The sequence below is a fragment of the Castellaniella defragrans genome (assembly GCF_014203015.1).
GTDB classification, from domain to species: Bacteria; Pseudomonadota; Gammaproteobacteria; order Burkholderiales; family Burkholderiaceae_B; genus Castellaniella; species Castellaniella defragrans.
The window spans coordinates 1-21,423 of sequence record NZ_JACHIB010000002.1 but is presented as its reverse complement, the minus strand read 5'-3'; the positions used below and the strand labels follow the sequence as shown (position 1 = coordinate 21,423).

16 protein-coding genes are annotated in these 21,423 nt (G+C 68.1%); 14 read left to right on the top strand and 2 right to left on the bottom strand.

The genetic code is table 11. From position 1 onward, the window contains the following. The 9 genes from HNR28_RS01335 to HNR28_RS01295 all read left to right on the top strand — a co-directional run bounded on the left by HNR28_RS01335 (position 1) and on the right by HNR28_RS01295 (position 13,259). A complete protein-coding gene (locus HNR28_RS01335) occupies positions 1-1,038 on the top strand; it encodes an alpha-ketoacid dehydrogenase subunit beta (protein ID WP_043682876.1) in 1,038 nt (345 codons plus the stop codon). After that, on the top strand, positions 1,038-2,435 hold the full coding sequence (locus HNR28_RS01330; RefSeq protein ID WP_184142449.1) for a dihydrolipoamide acetyltransferase family protein: 1,398 nt from the start codon (positions 1,038-1,040) through the stop codon (positions 2,433-2,435). The genes HNR28_RS01335 and HNR28_RS01330 overlap by 1 nt, the downstream gene beginning before the upstream one ends. 5 nt (positions 2,436-2,440) lie before the next feature. Then, complete coding sequence (lpdA, locus tag HNR28_RS01325; protein ID WP_043682867.1) at positions 2,441-3,850, top strand: dihydrolipoyl dehydrogenase; 1,410 nt, start codon at positions 2,441-2,443, stop codon at positions 3,848-3,850. A gap of 88 nt (positions 3,851-3,938) precedes the next feature. Continuing rightward, the gene (locus HNR28_RS01320) at positions 3,939-4,910 is read left to right on the top strand and encodes an alpha/beta fold hydrolase (protein WP_244978156.1); all 972 of its coding nucleotides are present in this window, start codon (positions 3,939-3,941) and stop codon (positions 4,908-4,910) included. A gap of 50 nt (positions 4,911-4,960) precedes the next feature. After that, positions 4,961-5,797: a PHP domain-containing protein gene (locus HNR28_RS01315; protein ID WP_043682863.1), complete on the top strand. Its 837-nt coding sequence runs from the start codon at positions 4,961-4,963 to the stop codon at positions 5,795-5,797. 12 nt (positions 5,798-5,809) lie between these two features. After that, entirely contained in the window at positions 5,810-6,364 is a 555-nt protein-coding gene (gene greB, locus HNR28_RS01310) for a transcription elongation factor GreB (protein WP_043682860.1), read from the top strand. Between the two features lie 59 nt (positions 6,365-6,423). Then, positions 6,424-10,473 (top strand): phosphoribosylformylglycinamidine synthase, encoded by a 4,050-nt coding sequence (gene purL / locus HNR28_RS01305; RefSeq protein WP_322789927.1) that lies wholly within the window; start codon positions 6,424-6,426, stop codon positions 10,471-10,473. 112 nt (positions 10,474-10,585) lie between these two features. Continuing rightward, positions 10,586-12,046, top strand: coding sequence for an IMP dehydrogenase (guaB, locus tag HNR28_RS01300; protein ID WP_151025193.1), 1,461 nt, complete (start codon positions 10,586-10,588; stop codon positions 12,044-12,046). 4 nt (positions 12,047-12,050) lie between these two features. After that, on the top strand, positions 12,051-13,259 hold the full coding sequence (locus tag HNR28_RS01295) for an amidohydrolase (RefSeq protein ID WP_249043909.1): 1,209 nt from the start codon (positions 12,051-12,053) through the stop codon (positions 13,257-13,259). A 49-nt stretch (positions 13,260-13,308) separates the two neighbouring features. On the opposite strand, the gene HNR28_RS01290 is transcribed toward HNR28_RS01295, so the two are convergent. Continuing rightward, a complete protein-coding gene (locus HNR28_RS01290) occupies positions 13,309-14,619 on the bottom strand; it encodes a YbfB/YjiJ family MFS transporter (protein WP_184142445.1) in 1,311 nt (436 codons plus the stop codon). A 219-nt stretch (positions 14,620-14,838) separates the two neighbouring features. Here HNR28_RS01290 and guaA point away from each other — a divergent pair, with 219 nt between their 5' ends. Together guaA and HNR28_RS01280 are read left to right on the top strand one after the other, a co-directional pair. Continuing rightward, entirely contained in the window at positions 14,839-16,434 is a 1,596-nt protein-coding gene (gene guaA, locus HNR28_RS01285; RefSeq protein ID WP_043682856.1) for a glutamine-hydrolyzing GMP synthase, read from the top strand. 308 nt (positions 16,435-16,742) lie between these two features. Continuing rightward, positions 16,743-17,951 (top strand): tyrosine-type recombinase/integrase, encoded by a 1,209-nt coding sequence (locus HNR28_RS01280; protein WP_151025421.1) that lies wholly within the window; start codon positions 16,743-16,745, stop codon positions 17,949-17,951. A 398-nt stretch (positions 17,952-18,349) separates the two neighbouring features. Here the strand turns inward: HNR28_RS01280 and HNR28_RS01275 are convergent, their stop codons facing one another. After that, entirely contained in the window at positions 18,350-19,351 is a 1,002-nt protein-coding gene (locus tag HNR28_RS01275) for a LuxR family transcriptional regulator (RefSeq protein ID WP_151025422.1), read from the bottom strand. Positions 19,352-19,436: 85 nt separating this feature from the next. Between HNR28_RS01275 and HNR28_RS01270 the strand changes: the two genes are divergently transcribed. The 3 genes from HNR28_RS01270 (at position 19,437) to HNR28_RS01260 (ending at position 21,281) form a co-directional block, all read left to right on the top strand. Beyond that, entirely contained in the window at positions 19,437-19,661 is a 225-nt protein-coding gene (locus tag HNR28_RS01270; RefSeq protein WP_151025423.1) for a helix-turn-helix transcriptional regulator, read from the top strand. Continuing rightward, positions 19,619-20,542: a helicase RepA family protein gene (locus HNR28_RS01265; RefSeq protein ID WP_457912207.1), complete on the top strand. Its 924-nt coding sequence runs from the start codon at positions 19,619-19,621 to the stop codon at positions 20,540-20,542. The genes HNR28_RS01270 and HNR28_RS01265 overlap by 43 nt, the downstream gene beginning before the upstream one ends. Positions 20,543-20,630: 88 nt before the next feature. Further along, positions 20,631-21,281, top strand: a complete 651-nt coding sequence (locus HNR28_RS01260; RefSeq protein WP_244978155.1) for an ABC transporter ATPase — start codon at positions 20,631-20,633, stop codon at positions 21,279-21,281. Positions 21,282-21,423 lie beyond the last annotated feature (142 nt).

The following is a 21,423-nucleotide window of genomic DNA, read 5'->3' as shown; positions in this document are numbered from 1 at the left end:
ATGGCACAGGAAAAAACCAAGACCCGTCCCATGACGATGATCCAGGCCCTGCGCTCGGCCATGGACGTCATGCTGGAGCGGGACGAGAACATCGTCGTCTTTGGCGAGGACGTCGGCTATTTCGGCGGCGTGTTCCGCTGCACCGAAGGCCTGCAGGCCAAGTATGGCCCCTCGCGCGTATTCGATGCGCCGATTTCCGAAAGCGGCATCGTCGCGGCGGCCATCGGCATGGGGGCCTACGGCCTGCGCCCGGTGGTCGAGATCCAGTTCGCCGACTACTTCTACCCGGCGGCCGACCAGATCTTCTCCGAGGCGGCGCGCCTGCGCTATCGCTCGGCGGGCGGCTACACCGCGCCGCTGACCATCCGCATGCCCTGCGGCGGCGGGATCTTCGGCGGCCAGACCCACAGCCAGAGCCCCGAGGCCCTGTTCACGCACGTGGCCGGCCTGCGCACCGTCATGCCCTCCAACCCCTACGACGCCAAGGGCCTGCTGATCAGCTCCATCGAGAACGACGACCCGGTCATCTTCCTGGAGCCCAAGCGCCTGTACAACGGCCCCTTCGACGGCCACCACGACCAGCCCGTCGTGCCCTGGTCCAAGCATCCGCTGGGCAACGTGCCCGAAGGCTACTACACCGTGCCGCTGGACTCGGCTTCGCTTTACCGCGAAGGCCGCGAGCTGACCGTGCTGACCTACGGCACCATGGTGTACGTGGCCGAGGTCGCCGCGCGCGAGGCCGGCATCGACGCCGACATCCTCGACCTGCGCAGCCTCTGGCCGCTGGACCTGGACGCGATCCTGGCCTCGGTGCGCAAGACCGGCCGCTGCGTGGTGCTGCACGAGGCCACCCGCACCAGCGGGTTCGGCGCCGAGCTGTGCGCCCTGGTCCAGGAGCATTGTTTCTATCATCTCGAGGCCCCGATCGAACGCATCACGGGGTGGGACACGCCGTATCCCCATTCGCACGAATGGGCTTATTTCCCCGGCCCCAAGCGGGTCGCGGAGGCGTTCAAGCGCGTGTTCCGGGAGGCATAATGGGTATTCACATCATCAAGATGCCGGACATCGGCGAAGGCATCGCGGAAGTCGAACTCGTCGAATGGCACGTCCAGGCGGGCGACGCCGTCGTCGAAGACCAGGTCCTGGCCGACGTCATGACCGACAAGGCCACCGTCCAGGTGCCGTCCCCGGTGCACGGGCGCGTCGTGTCGCTGGGCGGCCAGGTCGGCGACGTCATGGCGGTGGGCTCCGAGCTCATCCGCCTGGAGGTCGAGGGCGAGGGCAACGAGCACATGGTCGGGGCGACGTCGCGGGCGGCCGCGGCGCCCGCCGCGGCCGCGACCGCATCTGCACCCGCGGCGCCGGCACCGGCGCCCCAGCCCGAACAACCCCGGCCCGGACCCGAGTCCGAAGCACCCGTCGCGGCCGCCGCGCCCCGCAACGGCGATCGCGCCAAGGCCGGCGCGGCGCCGTCCGCCGCCGCGCCGGCTCCCGCCGCGCGCGGCGCACAGGCGCCGCATGCCGCCTCGCACGCGCCGTCGCGCCCCGAAGGCCAGCGCCCGCTGGCCTCGCCGGCCGTGCGCCGCCGCGCCTGGGACCTGGGCATCACCCTGCAGTACGTGCCGGGCACCGGCCCCGCCGGCCGGATCACGCACGGCGACCTGGACGCCTGGCTGGCGCGCGACCGCAACGCGACCTCGAACCGCACCACCGGCACGCTCTACGCCTCCCAGGACGAGGAAACCCAGATCCCCGTCATCGGCCTGCGGCGCAAGATCGCCCAGAAGATGCAGGAATCCAAGCGCCGCATTCCGCACTTCACCTACGTCGAGGAAATCGACGTGACCGAGCTGGAATCGCTGCGCGCGCGCCTGAACGCCCTGCACAGCGCCGAACGCGGCAAGCTGACCCTGCTGCCGTTCCTGGCGCGCGCCATGGTGCTGGCCCTGCGCGAGTTTCCGCAGATCAACGCCCGTTACGACGACGACGCGGGCGTGGTGACGCAGTACGGGGCGGTGCACCTGGGCGTGGCGGCGCAGACGCCGTCGGGCCTGATGGTGCCGGTGCTGCATCACGCCGAGACCCTGGACCTCTGGTCGTGCGCGGCGGAAGTCGCGCGCCTGGCCGAGGCCGCCCGCCAGGGCAAGGCGGCGCGCGACGAGCTGAGCGGCTCGACCATCACCCTGACCAGCCTGGGGGCGCTCGGGGGCATCGTGTCCACGCCGGTCATCAACCATCCGGAAGTCGCCATCGTCGGCGTCAACCGCGTGGTCGAGCGGCCGGTGTTCCAGGAGGGCCGGGTCGTGGCGCGCAAGCTCATGAACCTGTCCTCGTCCTTCGATCATCGCGTGGTCGACGGCATGCATGCCGCCGAGTTCATCCAGTGCATCCGGCGTTACCTGGAGTGCCCGGCGCTCTTGTTCGTGGAGTAAGCAGCATGTCCAATCCCATCCATACCACCTTGCTCATCATCGGCGGCGGCCCCGGCGGCTACGTGGCGGCCATCCGCGCCGGCCAGCTGGGCATTCCCACCGTGCTGGTCGAAGGCGCCGCCCTGGGCGGCACCTGCCTGAACATCGGTTGCATCCCGTCCAAGGCGCTGATCCACGTGGCCGAGCAGTTCCACGCGCTGCAGGGCTACGCCGGCGATTCGCCGCTGGGCATCCGCGCCCAGTCGCCCGAACTCGACCTGGCGCGCAGCGTCGCCTGGAAGGACGGCATCGTCAAGAAGCTGACCGCCGGCGTGGGCGCGCTGCTGAAGAAGCACAAGGTCACGGTCGTCCAGGGCTGGGCGCGCATCGTCGATGGCAAGACCGTGGACGTCGATCCCGTCGTCCGCGGCAAGGCCGGCGCGCCGCAGCGCATCCGCTGCGAGCACCTGCTGCTCGCCACGGGGTCCGAACCCGCCGCGCTGCCCTTCATGCCCTTCGGCGGCCCGGTGATTTCCTCCACCGAGGCGCTGTCGCCCAGGAAACTGCCGAAGTCCCTGGCCATCGTCGGCGCGGGCTACATCGGCCTGGAGCTGGGCACGGTCTACCGCAAGCTCGGCGTGAAGGTCGACGTGATCGAGGCGCAGGACCGCATCCTGCCCGTCTACGACGCCGACCTGGTCAAGCCGGTGCACGCCGCGCTGAAATCCCTGGGCGTGGGCCTGCACCTGCAGACCCAGGTCCTGGGCCTGGCGGAGGACGGCAAGGGCCTGCGGGTCCAGTCGGGCAAGACCGAGGACGTGCTGCCCGCGCAGCAGGTGCTGGTGGCCGTCGGACGCAAGCCCCGCAGCCGGGGCTTCGGCCTCAGTTCCCTGATGCTCGACATGGACGGCCAGGCGGTGCGCGTGGACGACCGCTGCCGCACGTCCATGACCGGGGTCTGGGCCATCGGCGACCTGACGGGCGAGCCCATGCTGGCGCACCGCGCCATGGCGCAGGGCGAATGCGTGGCCGAGCAGATCGCCGGCCACACGCGGCGCTTCATGCCGGCGGCCATTCCGGCCGTGTGCTTCACCGATCCGGAGGTCGTCACGGCGGGCCTGTCGCCGCAGCAGGCGGCCCAGGCCGGCATCGACGCCATCGACGCGTCCTTCCCCCTGGCGGCCAACGGCCGGGCGATGACGCTGGAATCGACCGACGGCTTCGTGCGGGTGGTGGCGCGGCGCGACAACCACCTGATCCTGGGCTGGCAGGCCGTGGGGCGGGGCGTGTCGGAATTCGCCGCCGCCTTCGGCCAGTCCATCGAGATGGGCGCCCGGCTGGAGGACGTGGGCCACACGATCCACGCCCATCCGACCCAGGGCGAGGCGATCCAGGAAGCGGCCCTGCGGGCGCTGGGGCAGGCGCTGCACGTCTGAGCGCGCCGCGGGCGGGGGCGGGGGCTTCTCCTCGCCCCGTCCATCGCCATGTTTAAATAAGGGCGTCCGTCCGACACGAGGTGCCCCCATGTCTTCCGCTTCCCCAGCCCCGCACTCCCGAACCCCAACGGCCGACGAGCCCCGCCTGGATTTCGTCGCCTGCGCCAGTCCGGCGGGCCTGCATCGCATGGCGTATTGGGAATGGGGCGATCCGGACAACGACCGGGTCCTGGTCTGCGTGCACGGGCTGACCCGCACCGGGCGGGACTTCGATGCGCTGGCGCGCGCGCTGAGCCGCGAATACCGCGTGGCCTGCCCCGACGTGGTGGGGCGGGGGCGCTCGGACTGGCTGATCGATCCGGCCGGCTATGCGATTCCCCAGTACGTGGCCGACCTGACGACGCTGGTCGCCCGCCTGCGGCCGGCGCGCCTGGATTGGGTCGGCACGTCGATGGGCGGGCTGATCGGGCTGGGCCTGGCGGGGATGGCGGCCGTGTCGCCCGCCCTGCGTCCCGCCCGCGGCGCGCTGGGGCTGGGCACGGCGCCCGACGTGCCGCTGGGCCGGATGGTCTTCAACGACATCGGCCCCACGCTGAACTTCGACGGCCTGGCGCGGATCGGCACGTACGTCGGCCAGGACCTGAGTTTCGCGCGCTACGAGCAGGCGGTGGACTACGTCCGGACGGTGTCCGCCGCCTTCGGACCGCATGACGAGGCCGGCTGGGATGCGCTCACCCGGTACGTGTTCCCCGAGCGGGACGGCCGGTGGGTCAAGCATTACGACCTGCGCCTGGCCCAGCCCTTCGCCCTGCAGACCCCCGAGGCCACGGCCGCCGCCGAGGCCCTGCTGTGGCAGGCCTGGGACCGCCTGCCCGTGCCGGCCCTGATCCTGCGCGGCGCGCAGTCCGACATCCTGACGCCGGAGACCGCGCAGCGGATGCTGGAACGCAATCCCCGCGCCCGCCTGGTGGAATTCGACGGGGTGGGGCATGCGCCCACCCTGCGCGCCGACGCGCAGATCGCCGCGGTGCGCGATTTCCTGCTCGCTGCCTCGTGCTGAATCCGGGCGGTCCGCCGGCCGCCCGCACCGCGCCTCCGCGCACCGGAACCATGCCGCTGAACGTCGATCTGCACAGCCATTCCTCCTGCTCCGACGGGGTCCTGCCGCCCGCGCAGGTGGCCGCGCGCGCCCGCGAGCAGGGGGTGGACTGGTGGTCGCTGAGCGACCACGACGAGACCTCCGGCCTGGCCGAGGCCGCCGCCGCGGCGCGCGAACTGGGCCTGGGCTTCATCCCCGGCGTGGAGATTTCCGTGACGTTCTGCGGACTCACGGTCCACGTCCTGGGCCTGAACATCGATCCGGAGCAGCCCGACCTGCGCGCGGGCCTGGCCGGCATCCGCCGCAGCCGCTTCGAGCGCGCCGGGGAAATCGCCGAGCGGCTGCAGGACTGCGGCATCGCCGGCGCCTACGAGGGCGCCCTGCGGCAGGTGGACAATCCGGACCTGATCGGGCGCGTGCATTTCGCCCGCCATCTGCTGGAGCAGGGGCATTGCAGGACCCTGCAGCAGGCCTTCGACCGCTACCTGGGCGACGGCAAGCGGGCCTTCGTGCCGATGCGCTGGCCCAGCCTGGAAGCGGCGGTGGCCTGGATCCGCGCGGCCGGCGGCAAGGCGGTGATCGCCCACCCCGGACGCTACCGCTATACGCTGCAGCAGTTCGACGCGCTGTTCGAGGCATTCAAGTCGCTGGGCGGCGTCGGCCTGGAGGTCGTCTCCAGCGGCCACACGCCCGCCCAGTGCAACCGTTACGCCCGCGTGGCGCAGGCCTACGGCTTCGAGGCGTCGCGCGGCTCGGATTTCCACGCGCCGGGCATCCCCCGCGCGGAACTGGGCCGCGTGCCGCCGCTGCCGGAATACCTGACGCCGGTGTGGCGCGACTGGATCTAGTGGAGTGATGCGATGAACAAGGCTTTCGTCAAGGAGTCCGAAGGCGACGAGGACGACGACCTGCCCGAATCCCGGGCGCTGCCCGCCGGGACCAAGAACTACATGACGGTGGCCGGCTACCGGGCGCTGAACGACGAGCTGATGCACCTGATGAACGTCGAGCGCCCCGAGGTGGTGTCCGTCGTGTCGTGGGCCGCGTCCAACGGCGACCGCTCGGAGAACGGCGACTACCTGTACGGCAAGAAACGGCTGCGAGAGATCGACCGGCGCATCCGCTACCTGACGCGCCGCCTGGAGTCGGCCGAGGTCGTCGACCCGGCCCAGCAGCCCAACCGCGACCAGGTTTTCTTCGGCGCGACCGTGCATTACTGCGACAGCCGCGGCGAGGAATTCACCGTCACCATCGTCGGCGTGGACGAGGCCGAGCCCCTGGCCGGCCGGATCAGCTGGGTCTCGCCCGTGGCCCGCGCCCTGATCAAGGCGCGCGAAGGCGATACCGTGACCCTGCGCACGCCCTCGGGGATCGAGGAGCTCGACATACTGGACATCCGCTATCCGGATCCCTGATCGCGGCTGTCGATCGCGGCTAAAATAGGCGGTTTCCCATGCCCCCGAGCCGTCCCGCCGTGACTACCGTACTGATCTTCCCCGGTTCATCCGTCCTGTCCGACTTCCGCCGGGAACGCCTGCTGCGCGCCCTGGCCGCCCGGGATCTGCCGGTGGCCGACGTCCGCGCGCAGGCCTGCCATTTCGTCGGCCTCGACGGCGAACCGGACGAGGCGGGACGGGCGCGCCTGCGGGCGCTGCTCGACGACGGCCGGGCGTCCGAGGCCTTGCCGGACGGGCGGCACGTGGCGCGTTTCCTGGTGATCCCGCGCCTGGGCACGATTTCCCCCTGGGCCAGCAAGGCGACCGACATCGCCCGCCATTGCGGCCTGCCGCAGGTGCGCCGCATCGAGCGCGGGGTGCGCTATGCCGTGGTGCCCGAACGCGGCCTGCTGGGCGCGCGCGCGCTGGATGCGGACCAGCTGGCCGCCGTGGCCGCCAGCGTGCACGACCGCATGACCGAGACCGTGGTGGCGGACGACTTCGACGGCCAGGCGCTGTTCGCGTCCCTGGAAGGCCGCCCCGTCCAGGCCGTGCCGGTGATGGCCGAGGGCCGCGCCGCCCTGGAAGCCTGCAACGCGCGCCTGGGCCTGGCCCTGTCGGACGACGAGATCGACTACCTGCTGCGCGCCTACCGCGACCTGGGGCGCGATCCCACCGACGTCGAGCTGATGATGTTCGCCCAGGCCAACAGCGAGCACTGCCGCCACAAGATCTTCAACGCCCACTGGACGGTGGACGGCCAGGCCCAGCCGCACACGCTGTTCGACATGATCCGCGCCACCCACGCGGCCCAGCCCGAAGGCACGATCGTCGCCTATTCGGACAACGCCGCCATCATGGCCGGCGGGCCGGCGCGGATCTTCCACGCGGGCGGCGCCGGCGACACCGTCTACCGGCGCCACGACGTCGTGGCCCACACGCTGATGAAGGTCGAGACCCACAACCATCCCACGGCCATCGCGCCCTTCCCGGGCGCGGCGACCGGCGCGGGCGGCGAGATCCGCGACGAGGGCGCGACCGGGCGCGGCTCCAAGCCCAAGGCCGGCCTGACCGGCTTCACCGTGTCGAACCTGCGTGTGGACGGCGCCGCCGAGCCCTGGGAAGACGCGGGCGGCGCGCCCGGGCGCATCGCCACGCCGCTGGACATCATGATCGAAGGCCCCATCGGCGGGGCAGCGTTCAACAACGAATTCGGCCGGCCGAACCTGCTCGGCTATTTCCGCAGCTTCGAGCAGACGGCCGGCGGCACGCGCTGGGGCTACCACAAGCCCATCATGCTGGCCGGCGGCCTGGGGCAGATCGACGCGCGGCTCGCGCACAAGGACCCGCTGCCGCCGGGCGCGCTGCTGGTGCAGCTGGGCGGGCCGGGCATGCGCATCGGCATGGGCGGCGGCGCGGCCTCCAGCATGGGGGCGGGCAGCAACCAGGCCGAACTCGACTTCGATTCCGTGCAGCGCGGCAACCCGGAAATGCAGCGCCGCGCCCAGGAAGTCATCGACCGCTGCTGGCAGCAGGGCGAAGCCAACCCCATCCTGGCGATCCACGACGTCGGCGCGGGCGGCCTGTCCAACGCCTTCCCGGAGCTGGTCAACGACGCCGGGCGCGGCGCGGAATTTGAATTGCGGCGCGTGCCGCTGGAAGAATCCGGCCTGTCGCCCGCCGAGATCTGGAGCAACGAATCCCAGGAACGCTACGTCCTGGCCCTCCGTCCGGAAGACCTGGACCGCTTCGCGCGCATCGCCGAGCGCGAGCGCTGCCCTTACGCGGTGGTCGGCGTCGCCACCGAGGAACGCCGCCTGCGCGTCACCCTGGACGAGGGCCTGCCGGGCCTGGACCGTCCGGCGGGCGAAACGGCCCCGGCCGGGCTGCGGCCCGTGGACGTGCCGGTGGACGTGATCCTGGGCAAGCCGCCGCGCATGCAGCGCAGCGCCGCGCGCGCCGCCGTGGCGGGCGAGCCGCTGGATCTCGGCGGCATCGAGCTGCCCGAGGCGGTCGAGCGGGTGCTGCGCCATCCCACCGTGGCGAACAAGTCCTTCCTGATCACCATCGGCGACCGCACCGTGGGCGGCCTGACGGCCCGCGACCAGATGGTCGGCCCCTGGCAGGTCCCGGTGGCCGACTGCGCCGTCACCCTGCGCGACCACGAAGGCGTGGCGGGCGAGGCCATGGCCCTGGGCGAACGCAGCCCGATCGCGGTCCTGAACCCGGCCGCCTCCGGCCGCATGGCCGTGGCCGAGGCCCTGACGAACCTTGCCGCCGCCGGCGTCGCCCGCCTGGAAGACGTCAAGCTCTCGGCCAACTGGATGGCCGCCTGCGGCGCGCCCGGCCAGGACGCGGCCCTGTACGACACCGTGTCCGCCGTCAGCGACTGGTGCCAGAGCCTGGGCCTGTCGATCCCGGTGGGCAAGGACTCCCTGTCCATGCGCACCGCCTGGCGCGACGAGGCGGGCGACCACCAGGTCGTGTCGCCGGTGTCGCTGGTGGTCACGGCCTTCGCGCCGGTAGCCGACGTGCGCGCCACCCTGACGCCGCAGCTGCGCGATGCGGCCGAAGGCTCCGTGCTGCTGCTGATCGACCTGGGCGAAGGGCGCCAGCGCCTGGGCGGCTCGGTGCTGGCCCACGCCTACGGCGCCATCGGCACGGACACCCCGGACCTGCACGACGCGGCCCTGCTGCGCGCGGCCTTCCTGGCGCTGCGCGAGCTGGCGGCCAAGGGCTGGATCCTGGCGTGCCACGACCGCTCCGATGGCGGCCTGCTGGCGGCGGCGGCCGAAATGGCCTTCGCCGGGCGCCTGGGCGTGTCGCTGAACCTGGACATGCTGACCATCGATCCGCACACGGCCGACGCCGGCGACTACAAGATCCGCGCCGACCAGGTGGCCGTCCAGCACCACGAACGCAATCTGGCGGCCCTGTTCAACGAGGAAGCCGGCTGGCTGCTGCAGGTGCCGCGCGCGCACCGCGACGAGGTCCTGCGCCACCTGCGCCAGGCGGGCCTGTCGCACTGCACCCACGTGGTGGGCATGCCCAACGCGCGCCGGGAGCTGCAGGTCTTCCGCGACGGTTCCATCATCTACCAGCGCCCCCTGGCCGAACTCGGCCAGGCCTGGAGCGAGACCACGCGGCGCATCATGGCGCGGCGCGACCATCCCGACTGCGCCCAGGCCGAATACGAGGCCTGGCTCGACGTCGAGGATCCGGGCCTGTCGCCGCGGGTGGACTTCGATCCCCAGCACGACGTGGCCGCGCCCTTCATCGCCACCGGCGCGCGGCCGCGCATCGCCGTCCTGCGCGAGCAGGGCTGCAACAGCCAGGTCGAGATGGCCTGGGCCTTCGACACCGCCGGCTTCGAGGCCGTGGACGTGCACATGACCGACCTGCTGGCAGGCCGCATCCGCCTGGACGGCATGAGCGGCCTGGTGGCGGTGGGCGGCTTCAGCTACGGCGACGTGCTGGGCGCGGGCGAGGGCTGGGCGCGCACCATCCGCTTCAACGCGGCGCTGGCCGACCAGTTCGGCGCCTTCTTCGCCCGCCCGGACAGCTTCGCGCTGGGCGTGTGCAACGGCTGCCAGATGATGGCGGCGCTGGCCGACTTCATCCCGGGCGCGGACGCCTGGCCGCGTTTCACGCGCAACGTGTCCGAGAAATACGAGGCGCGCCTGTCGCTGGTTGAGGTCCTGGATTCGCCGTCGATCTTCTTTGCCGGCATGGCCGGCGCGCGCGTGCCCATCGCCGTCGCGCACGGCGAAGGCTATGCCGATTTCAGCCGCCAGGGCGATGCCGCCCGGGTGGTCGAGGCCATGGCCTTCATCGACAACCGGGGCGCGCGTACGCAAGCCTATCCGGCCAACCCCAACGGCAGCCCGGCCGGCCTGACGGCGGTCACCACGACCGACGGCCGCTACACCGTCATGATGCCGCACCCCGAACGCGTCACGCGCAACGTCATGATGTCCTGGCGCCCCGAACGCTGGGGCGCGGCCGACCGCGGCGGGGACGACGCCGCGCACGGCGGCTATACACCGTGGATGCGCATGTTCCGCAACGCGCGGGCCTGGCTGGCCTGACACGGCGCGGTCACGGTCTCACTGCGCGGCCACGGTTCCGGGCTCGGGGCGGAGCGGGGCGGGAAAACCCTTTGCTGGGACGCTATAATCGATCTTTGTGCGGAGTTCATCCATGCGTCTGATCAAGAAAGCCCTGACCTTCGACGACGTCCTCCTGGTCCCGGCCTATTCCCAGGTCCTGCCGCGCGACACGCGCCTCGTCACGCAGCTGACCCGGGGCATCCAGCTCAACATCCCGCTCGTGTCCGCCGCCATGGACACCGTCACCGAGTCGCGCCTGGCCATCGCCATGGCCCAGGAAGGCGGCATCGGCATCGTCCACAAGAACCTCAGCGCCGACGAGCAGGCGCGCGAGGTCGCGCGGGTCAAGCGCCATGAATTCGGCATCGTGATCGATCCGGTCACCGTCACCCCCACGATGAAAGTGCGCGACGCCATCGCGCTGCAGCGCCAGCACGGCATCTCCGGCCTGCCGGTGGTCGAAGGCGGCAAGCTGGTGGGCATCGTCACCAACCGCGACCTGCGCTTCGAGGACCGCCTGGACGTGTCCCTGCGCGAAGTCATGACGCCGCAGGAACGCCTGGTCACCCTGACCGAAGGCGCCACCCTGGAAGAGGCCCAGGCCCTGATGCACCGCCACCGCCTGGAGCGCGTGCTGATCGTCAACGACAAGTTCCAGCTGCGCGGCCTGGCCACGGTCAAGGACATCGTCAAGAACACCGAACATCCCCTGGCCAGCAAGGACGCCCAGGGCCAGCTGCGCGTCGGCGCCGCCGTCGGCGTGGGCGAGGGCACGGACGAGCGCGTGGAAAAACTCGCCGCCGCCGGCGTGGACGTGATCGTGGTCGACACCGCCCACGGCCATTCGGCCGGCGTGATCGACCGCGTCCGCTGGGTCAAGAAGCACTACCCCAACATCCAGGTCGTCGGCGGCAACATCGCCACCGCGGCCGCCGCGCGCGCACTGGTCGAGGCCGGCGCCGACGCGGTCAAGGTCGGCATCGGCCCGGGCTCCATCTGCACCACCCGCGTCGTGGCCGGCGTGGGCGTGCCGCAGATCACCGCGATCGCCGACGTGGCCCAGGCCCTGGAAGGCACGGGCGTGCCCCTGATCGCCGACGGCGGCATCCGCTATTCCGGCGACGTGGCCAAGGCCCTGGCCGCCGGCGCGTCCACCTGCATGATGGGCGGCATGTTCGCCGGCACCGAGGAAGCCCCTGGCGAGGTCGTGCTGTTCCAGGGGCGCTCGTACAAGTCCTACCGCGGCATGGGCAGCCTGGGCGCCATGGCGGACGGCTCGGCCGACCGCTATTTCCAGGACCCCAACAACAACGTCGACAAGCTGGTGCCCGAAGGCATCGAGGCGCGCGTGCCCTACAAGGGCAGCGTCATCGCCATCATCTACCAGCTGGTGGGCGGCGTGCGTGCCTCCATGGGCTACTGCGGCTGCGCCACGATCCAGGACCTGCACGCCCAGGCCGAATTCGTCGAGATCACCGCCGCCGGGGTGCGCGAATCGCACGTCCACGACGTGCAGATCACCAAGGAAGCCCCCAACTACCGGGCGGACTGATCCGGTGGCGGCCAGCGATCCCATCCCCGGCGCCCTGGGCGAGCCTGCCGCGCGGGCACCCGCGCGCATCGGCGACGAACTGGCGCAGGCCATGCGGGCCTGGCGCCGGGATTTCCACCGGTATCCCGAACTGGGCCACCAGGAACACCGCACCGCGGCCCGTGTCACCGAACTGCTGCGTTCCTGGGGCATCGCCGTGCACGAAGGCTATGGCGGCACCACCGGCGTGATCGGCGTGCTGGACGGCCGCCTGGGCGCGGGGCCCACTCTGGGCCTGCGCGCCGACATGGACGCCCTGCCCATGCCCGACGCGGGCGCGCACGACCATCGTTCGGTCCACGACGGCGTCGCGCACGCCTGCGGCCATGACGGCCACACCGCCATCCTGCTGGGCGCCGCCTGCCACCTGGCGGCGAATCCCGATTTCGCCGGCCGCGTCGTCTTCATCTTCCAGCCGGCCGAAGAGCCCCTGACGGGCGCCCGGGCGCTGGTGGACGCGGGCCTGTTCCGCGACTTCCCCTGCGACGAGGTCTACGGCCTGCACAACAACAACTGCATCGGACCGGGGCAGGCGGGCGTGCGCACCGGCGCCATCCTGTCGGCCTGCGACCTGTTCGAGATCCACATCCGCGGGGTGGGCGGCCACGCCGCCATGCCGCACCAGGCCAACGACCCCATCGTCGCCGGCGCGGCGCTGGTGCAATCCCTGCAGTCCGTCGTCAGCCGCAACGTCAGCCCCTTCGACACCGCCGTGCTGAGCGTCTGCCAGTTCCAGGCCGGCAGCGCCATCAACGTCATCGCCGACCACGCCGTGCTGCGCGGCACCGTGCGCACCCTGTCGCGCGAGGCCCAGGCCCGTGTGCTGGAGCGCCTGCGCGGCCTGTGCGAAGGCACGGCGTGCGGCTATGGCTGCGAAGTCGAATTCCGCCATCTGCTCAGTTCCCCGCCCACGGTCAACCAGGCCGGCCCGGTGGAGCACGTCAAGCGCGCGGCGGCCGCCGTGCTGGGGACCGGTCAAGTCGTCGATCCCGTCACGCCGCTCATGGCGTCCGAGGACTTCGCCTACCTGCTGGACCATCGCCCGGGCGCGTATTTCTTCCTGGGACATGACGGCCTGACCTGCCACCATCCCGAATTCGACTTCGATGACGCGCTGCTCGCGCAGGGCGCGGCGATCTTCGCCACCCTGGTGTATCAGCGGCTGGCGGGCTGAAAGCCGGGAGCGCATGGGCGGCATGCCGCCGCCCGGATCGGGGAGCTGCTTACCGCTGTTCCCGGGGCTGCCCGGCCGAAGCCGGGCGTCGCAGCCGCAGGATCGGAACGGCGCCCGCCAACAGGCCCAGCGTGCCCAGCACCAGGGCGAATTCCAGCGATGCGCCGAACCAGGCGTGCGTCAGGCTGAAGAAGATCGGACCGATCAGCTGGCCCAGGGCGAACGAGGCCGTCATCGCCGCCATCTGGCGCTTGGCGCCGGCCTGGCCGACCGCGGCCTGGGCCTCCTGCAGGCCCACCATCGTGATCACCATGAAGGTGCTGCCCACGCAGCAGGCCGCCAGCAGGATCGCCGGCAGCGCATGCCATATCGCGGGCAGCAGCACGCCCACCGCCATCACCACCTGGGCGCCGGCCCAGATCTGCGGCCGGGTGCAGCGGCGCGCCAGGCGGCTGGCCATCACCGTGGACACCGCGCCCGCCAGGCCGAAAACCGGCCAGGCCAGGCTGAACAGCCAGGGGTCCGGCACCAGCAGCCGTGCCTGGGCCGGCAGGAACGTGGCCGGCAGGATGTAGCCGAAGCCGTAGACCCCGTAGCACAGGATCAGGCCCCAGTGCAGGGGCGGGGCGGCGTGGGCCGAAGCATCGCCGGCCTGCCGGGCGGCGGCCGTCGGGGCGGCCAGCGGCCTGCCCGAAGGCGGCTCGCCGGAAGCCGCCGCGCGCGCCGCGGCTGGGTCCGGCGCGCTCGTCGCGGCTGGGTCCGACGCGGTCGTCGCGGGCGGGGGCGGCGCGGCGGCGTCCACCGTCCGCCACAGCATCGACGCGCCCATCAGGCCGCCCAGCGCCGCCGCCGCCAGCCAGAGCCAGGCCTGCGAGGCCGTCGTCCCCGCCAGGGTCAGGCCCATGCAGGCCAGTCCGGCGAACGCGATGCCGCAGCCCACGCCCGCGAACACCACGCCGCTGCGTTCCGTCTGTCCCGTGGCGTTCAGGCGCGCGATGCACAGGGCGGACGTGCCGATCAGCACCCAGGCGCTGGCCACCCCGGCCAGCAGCCGCCACGCCAGCCAGCCCAGCCAGTGGCTGTCCAGCCCCATTGCCGCCGTCATCAGCACCACCAGCCACAGGCCGAGCCGCAGCAGGGTCGCGGGCGGCCAGCTCAGGTGCGTGACCAGCAGCGCGCCCAGCAGGTAGCCCAGATAGTTCGCGCTGGCCAGCCAGCTGCCCTGGGCCAGGCTCAGTCCCAGGTCGGCCTGCATCATCGGCAGCACGGGCGTGAATGCGAAACGGCCGATGCCCATGGCCACGGCCAGGGCCAGCAGTCCGGCCAGGGGCAGGGGAATGCGAGAGGGGCGGGATGCCATGTTGTGTCGTCTCCTTCAGGCTTGTACTGTAACCGGCCCGCGCCGATCGGACCAAGGCGTGCGGGCGCCGCCGGGCGTCCGGATGCCGCCGGGGCCCGCTCGCGCACGGCCGGCCCCCTGCCGATGCGGCTTCCCGGATCGCTTTGCCGCGCCAGGACACCCGGGGCGCGCCTGGGTTACATTAACGCCTTGAACAGCCCTCCCGATCGCCCATCCATCATGCACCACCAGCGCATCCTCATCCTGGACTACGGTTCACAGGTCACCCAGCTCATCGCCCGCCGCGTGCGCGACACCGGCGTCTATTGCGAAATCCACCCGGGCGACGTGGGCGACGACTTCATCCGCGAACAGCAGGAACAGGGCCTGAAGGGCATCATCCTGTCGGGCAGCCACGCCTCCGCCTACGCCGAGGAATCCCTGAAAGTCCCCGCCGCCGTCTTCCAGGCCGGCGTACCGGTGCTCGGCATCTGCTACGGCATGCAGTCCATGGCGCTGCAGCTGGGCGGCCAGGTCGAATTTTCCGACCATCGTGAATTCGGCTACGCCGAAGTCCGCGCCCACGGCCACACCCGCCTGCTGACCGGCCTGCAGGACTTCGAGACCGCCGAAGGCCACGGCATGCTGAAAGTCTGGATGAGCCACGGCGACCGCGTCACGGCCCTGCCGCCGGGCTTCAAGCGCATGGCTTCCACGCCTTCGTGCGAGATCGCCGGCATGGCCGACGAGGAACGCGGTTTCTACGCCGTCCAGTTTCACCCCGAAGTCACCCACACCGTCCAGGGCCAGGCCATCCTGGAGCGCTTCGTCACCGAGATCTGCGGCTGCTCGCGCGACTGGAACATGCCCGACTACGTGGCCGAAGCCGTCGCCCGCATCCGCGAGCAGGTCGGTTCCGACGAAGTCATCCTGGGCCTGTCCGGCGGCGTCGATTCCTCCGTCGCCGCCGCCCTGATCCACAAGGCCATCGGCGACCAGCTCACCTGCGTCTTCGTCGACCACGGCCTGCTGCGCCTGAACGAAGCCAGGCAGGTCATGGACACCATGGCGCGGCACCTGGGCATCCGCGTCATCCACGTCGATGCCGGCGAACAGTTCATGGGCAAGCTGGCCGGCGTCGCCGATCCCGAGGCCAAGCGCAAGATCATCGGCCGCGAATTCGTCGAAGTCTTCCAGGCCGAATCGGCCAAGCTCAAGTCCGCCCGCTGGCTGGCCCAGGGCACCATCTACCCCGACGTCATCGAATCGGCCGCCTCCAAGACCGGCAAGGCCGTCGCCATCAAGTCCCACCACAACGTCGGCGGCCTGCCCGAGACCCTGAACCTGAAGCTGCTGGAGCCCCTGCGCGAGCTGTTCAAGGACGAAGTCCGCCACCTGGGCCTGGCCCTGGGCCTGCCGCCCGAAATGGTCTTCCGCCACCCGTTCCCCGGCCCCGGCCTGGGCGTGCGCATCCTGGGCGAGGTCAAGCGCGAATACGCCGACCTGCTGCGCCGCGCCGACGACATCTTCATCACCGAACTGCGCAACACCATCGAGCCCGAATCCGGCAAGTCCTGGTACGACCTGACGTCCCAGGCCTTCACGGTGTTCCTGCCGGTGAAGTCCGTGGGCGTGATGGGCGACGGCCGCACCTACGACTACGTCGTGGCCCTGCGCGCCGTGCAGACCACCGACTTCATGACGGCGGACTGGGCGGAACTGCCTTATGCGTTGCTGAAGAAGGTGTCCTCGCGCATCATCAACGAGGTGCGGGGGATCAATCGGGTGACGTACGATGTGTCGAGCAAGCCGCCGGCTACGATTGAGTGGGAATGATCCCGCGTCCGGCATAGACCGGCACCAAAGAGCACGAAACCACCTCTAAGCCCGCGTAACTGCGGGCTTTTTCTATTCTGAGTCCGGCACCGTCTGGCAAATTTTCGCATCGCCAAGCACCCCGTTTGTATGGCATGGTAGGTGGTACTATCTGAACCTGATGCCATGTTTGGCGCTCGATACCATGCTGTTTATGACAGGGTTGTCATGGTATTGAATTTAGATAACGCATTGATCTATAAAGATTTTTTGTGGGAAATGCGGGCGTCTCTGAGCATGGTATTTTGACATGGAGAATTGCACGAACCATGCTGACTGATACCAAGCTGCGCAACCTCAAGCCAAAGGACAAGCTCTACAAGGTGAATGACCGTGATGGCCTCTACGTGGCGGTCACTCCGGCGGGTTCGATTTCGTTCCGCTACAACTACTCAATTCACGGCAGGCAGGAGACGATCACCTTCGGACGCTACGGTCTCGGCGGCATCTCTCTCGCAGAAGCGCGCGAGCGGCTGGGGGAGGCAAAGAAGCTGATCGCAGCCGGCAAGTCACCTGCCAAGGAGAAGGCGCGCGATAAAGCCCGTGTCAAGGGCGCTGAGACGTTCGGAGCCTGGGCGGAAAAGTGGCTGCGGGGCTATCAGATGGCGGACTCCACCCGCGATATGCGTCGTTCGGTGTACGAGCGTGAGTTGAAGCCGAAATTCGGCAATCAGAAGCTGATCGAGATCACCCACGAAGATTTGAGGGCACTAACCGATGCCATTGTCGAGCGAGGTGCGCCAGCGACTGCGGTGCATTCCCGCGAGATCGTGTTGCAGGTTTATCGTTGGGCCATTGAGCGTGGTCAGAAGGTGGAGAACCCGGCAGAACTGGTGCGACCGACGACCATCGCCAAATTCGAGCCGCGTGACCGTGCGTTGACACCCGATGAAATCGGCTTGATGTACCAGTACATGGAGCGGATCGGCACGACACCATCCATCCGGGCAGCCGCCAAGCTGTTGCTTCTAACGATGGTGCGCAAAAGCGAGTTGACCAACGCTACCTGGAGCGAAATCAATTTCAGTGAGGCGCTTTGGACAATCCCCAAGGAGCGGATGAAGCGGCGCAATCCGCACTTGGTATTCCTATCCCGGCAGGCGCTGGACATCTTCATCGCCCTCAAGACTTTTGCCGGCGGATCGGACTATGTGCTTCCGTCGCGGTATGACTCGGACCTACCCATGAGCAGCGCCACACTCAACCAGGTGCTGACGTTGACTTACCGACTGGCGCAGAAGGAGGGGAAATCACTAGCCAAGTTTGGACCGCATGACTTGCGTCGTACGGCCAGCACGCTGCTGCATGAGGCCGGCTACAACACGGATTGGATCGAGAAGTGCCTGGCGCACGAGCAGAGAGGCGTCAGGGCCGTCTACAACAAAGCCGAGTACCGCGAGCAGCGGACGGCGATGCTACAGGATTGGGCGGACATGATTGACGAATGGACGCTCAGGAAGCCAGGTCGGAACGAATGAGAGCATGGAGCACTTTCCTGCCTCATGCGATTTTAGCCGCTAAAAAACGGCATGGCCTTCGGCGGACAGCCTCGGCATGACGGCCAAGTTCCACCCGCCTCGCAGAGCAGGACTCCCGTTGAGCACCGCCAGGTGCGAATAAGGGATAGTGAAGGGAGATAACCGGCTCGCCGGTTAGCTAACTTCACCTATCCTGCCCGGCTGACGCCGTTGGATACACCAAGGAAAATCCACATCGATCCCTGTGTAAAGCTCTGCAATTGGCTCTGCGTACGGCGTGCATTGACGATCCTTGTGTTTTCATTGGATTTCGCCGGATTTCCCTCGAATTTTCCATGAGAAATACAGAGATTTCCTGCGCTTTCACCAATGCGAACCCAAGGGCTACCGAGCGGTGTTCACCGCCCAGAGCGCTTCGGCTGTTTCAGGTGAAAGCTATTGGGGATAGAAGCAATTGCCTTGGACACTGCTTGGCGCGTCAGTGGCCGTTGGCCCTTGCCTAGAAGCTGTTCTGCGATTTCCGACTGATTGAGGCCCCAACGATGGAGCATCAGTATTCTCTTCTTGGTGTCTGACAGCTTGGAGTCCACCATCAGCCGCGCCAGGTTGCGCAGCTCAGCTATGTCGGCAGGCTGTAAGGTCTGACCTAGCATGTAGTGAAAAAAGTAGTCGTCAACCAGCGGGTCACCGGATGCTGCGGCATGGGGCGTGGACCGCTTTGCGCATTGCCGGTTAAGCCTGGCCAATTCGAGATCGAATTGTGCGACTGATCGCTTCGCTTGCCGGTAGGCTGGGTTCCAAGCGCCACTCGGCAATCTGGGTCGATGGTCCAGGCAGTATTGGCTGCTCAGCCGAAGCTCTTCCTCTAGATCGTTGGCCTTCGGGGTGTCGCTCCCGTCAGCGTACAAAGTAAGTTCGGTAAGTGATCCGCAGAACCGGCAAAAACCCTGGCGACGCTCGCCATTCAGACGTGTGGTGCGCACTCGGGACTTTGCTGGCCGTTTGCAGGCGCAGTCCTCCACCAGCTCAATCAGCGTTTCCAGCGTCGCCACAAACCGCTGATCCCTAGCGGATTGTCTGTCCGCAGTTTTGACGAACTGGCGCAGCAACTGCCGCTGCACACGAACCATCGCGTCAAGCCCCACCAACCGAATGATTCCGCTGAGGCTCACCCCTGTTCCTGCGCCAGGGACGTGACTCAAGTAGCGTTGTGGCAGCGTCGTGGTGTACGCGGCCACGGCGGGATCGATCAGCTCCTGTATCAGCCGAACGATGGGATAGCGCTTCGAATACTTGGAGTACGGGTGCCAGCGATCCTGAAGCTGACCGATCGCTTCCGAGACAGTGGGATCGCATCCGTCCCAAATTGTTATGGTCGACTCATTTTTCACGTCAACCATTTTAGCCAATCATTAGGTCGATGCAATCCCGCATTGCGAGGCATGATCAGGCAAATATTCGAAGGTGCCTGATGGAGGTCAATGCATGCAAGCAACGACAAACAGAACGCTCATCAATAAGAAAAAGCTACTCGCCATGATCCCGCTGTGCGAGCGCACGATTTACAACTTGGAGCAGCGGGGAGAATTCCCGCGCCGCATTGCGCTAACCAGCCGAAATGTCGTGTGGGACTTGGCTGACGTTGAGGAATGGATCGAGGCCCGCAAGTGTTCGGGTATCCAAGCTCGCCGCCCTGGATTGGGGGCTTAATCGTGGCCATTGATTTAAGGGCCGCGTTCGACAACGAGCCGCCTTTACTGGACTTTGTATGGCCAGGTTTTCTCGCGGGAACCGTGGGAGCGCTAGTAGCCCCAGGAGCTACGGGCAAGAGCTTCTGGGCATTGGAAGCTGCAATGTCCATCGCGTGCGCAGTCGCAGGTGGGGACCTGGTAGGGATTGCCCCTGAGCGCGCTGGACGCGTGGTCTATTTCGCGGGGGAAGACCCGGAAGTCGCGTTGGTACGGCGAATTCATGCGATAGGCCTGCACCTGAATCAGCAGGCACGCGAAGCTATCGCGGAGAACCTCACTCTTGAGCCGATCATGGGCAAGCGCTTGAACGTGATGGATGAACGGCACCTTGCCCGTGTCATTGAATTTTGCGCGGGTGCTCGACTGATCGTACTGGATACCCTGAGCCGAATTCACGACAAGGACGAGAACAGCAACGGTGACATGGCGAGGCTTGTCGCCACGCTTGAGCACGTCGCGGCCAGCACCGGCGCATCGGTTCTGTACTTACACCATGTGAGCAAGGGCAGCGCCCGCGAAGGGCAAACCGATCAGCAGCAGGCTGCGCGAGGCGCATCCGCTCTAATCGACAATGCCCGCTGGTGTGGTTTCGTCGCCAAGATGAGTGAAGACGAGGCGAAGCGTTTGAGCGACCGCGACTATGACCGACGCCCCATCGGCAACGACCGGCGCGGTTTCTTCGTCCGGTTTGGTGTCAGCAAGCAGAACTATGACGCGACCGCACTCGAGCGATGGTACCAACGCCACGATGGCGGCGTCCTTGTTCCGGTGCAACTGGTGGAGGTGAAGAAGGAGAACGTCCTGCATGTCGTAAACGGGAGTGACGATGAGCTGTGGTAATGCCGTTACACCCACCAGTACCAGCGCGCAGGCGCGAGTAATGCTCTATCAACCTAGCCAGCGACCGCGCTTGCGCGAAGGCGACTGGATGGAAACCTCCTTTGGTCGCTGTCGCGTGACCGGCAGGTTAGGTCAGCGGCACGCCGATATTGTCGAGGCGGTTTTGTACTGCGCCGAACGTCGGCGCGATGTTTCTGATGGTGGTGTCGAGCTGCTGGTAGACCCGGCACGCGTGCGAAAAACGCTTTCCGATAGCCGGTACAGCTTTACTCAGATCGAAAAGCTGTTGACTGAGCTAAGAGCCGCGACGATCACAATCGAGATGCCCCAGTTCGACCGCTTAATCATCGGCGGATTGATTGACCACGTTATCCCTTCTCCCATGACACGCCCTGATCCTCTGACGGGTGGGGAGCGGAATTTGTGGAAGGTACGCCTTGGAGTTGCGCTTGTAACGCTGCTCGAACATGACTTGAGCTTGTACTATGACCCTGCCCCCATTGCTCGCTTGCAGCATGGAATCAGCCAGGCCGTCGCAAGGCACGTCTTGAGCCACAAAATAGAGCCGACAGGAGGATGGTTCCTCGATACCGTCATTGTGGCAGTAGCCGGGCAAGCATCAAGCCAAGCCATGCGCGATGCGCGGCGAAGGCTGAAGGACGAGGCAGAAGAATTACGGCAAATTGGGCTTATGCTTGACGGCGATCGCATCAAGAAAAACGGTGTGTGCAGCCCCTAAAGCGTGGCGCAGCCGCCCGATGGCGTGGCACAAGCGCCCGAATGCGTTGTCAGGCGACATGACAAACTGACCCCCTGGCGACATGGAGAACTGACCCCTTCATGATCACATCAGGAGGGATCATCCATGCAAGAAGCCGAGT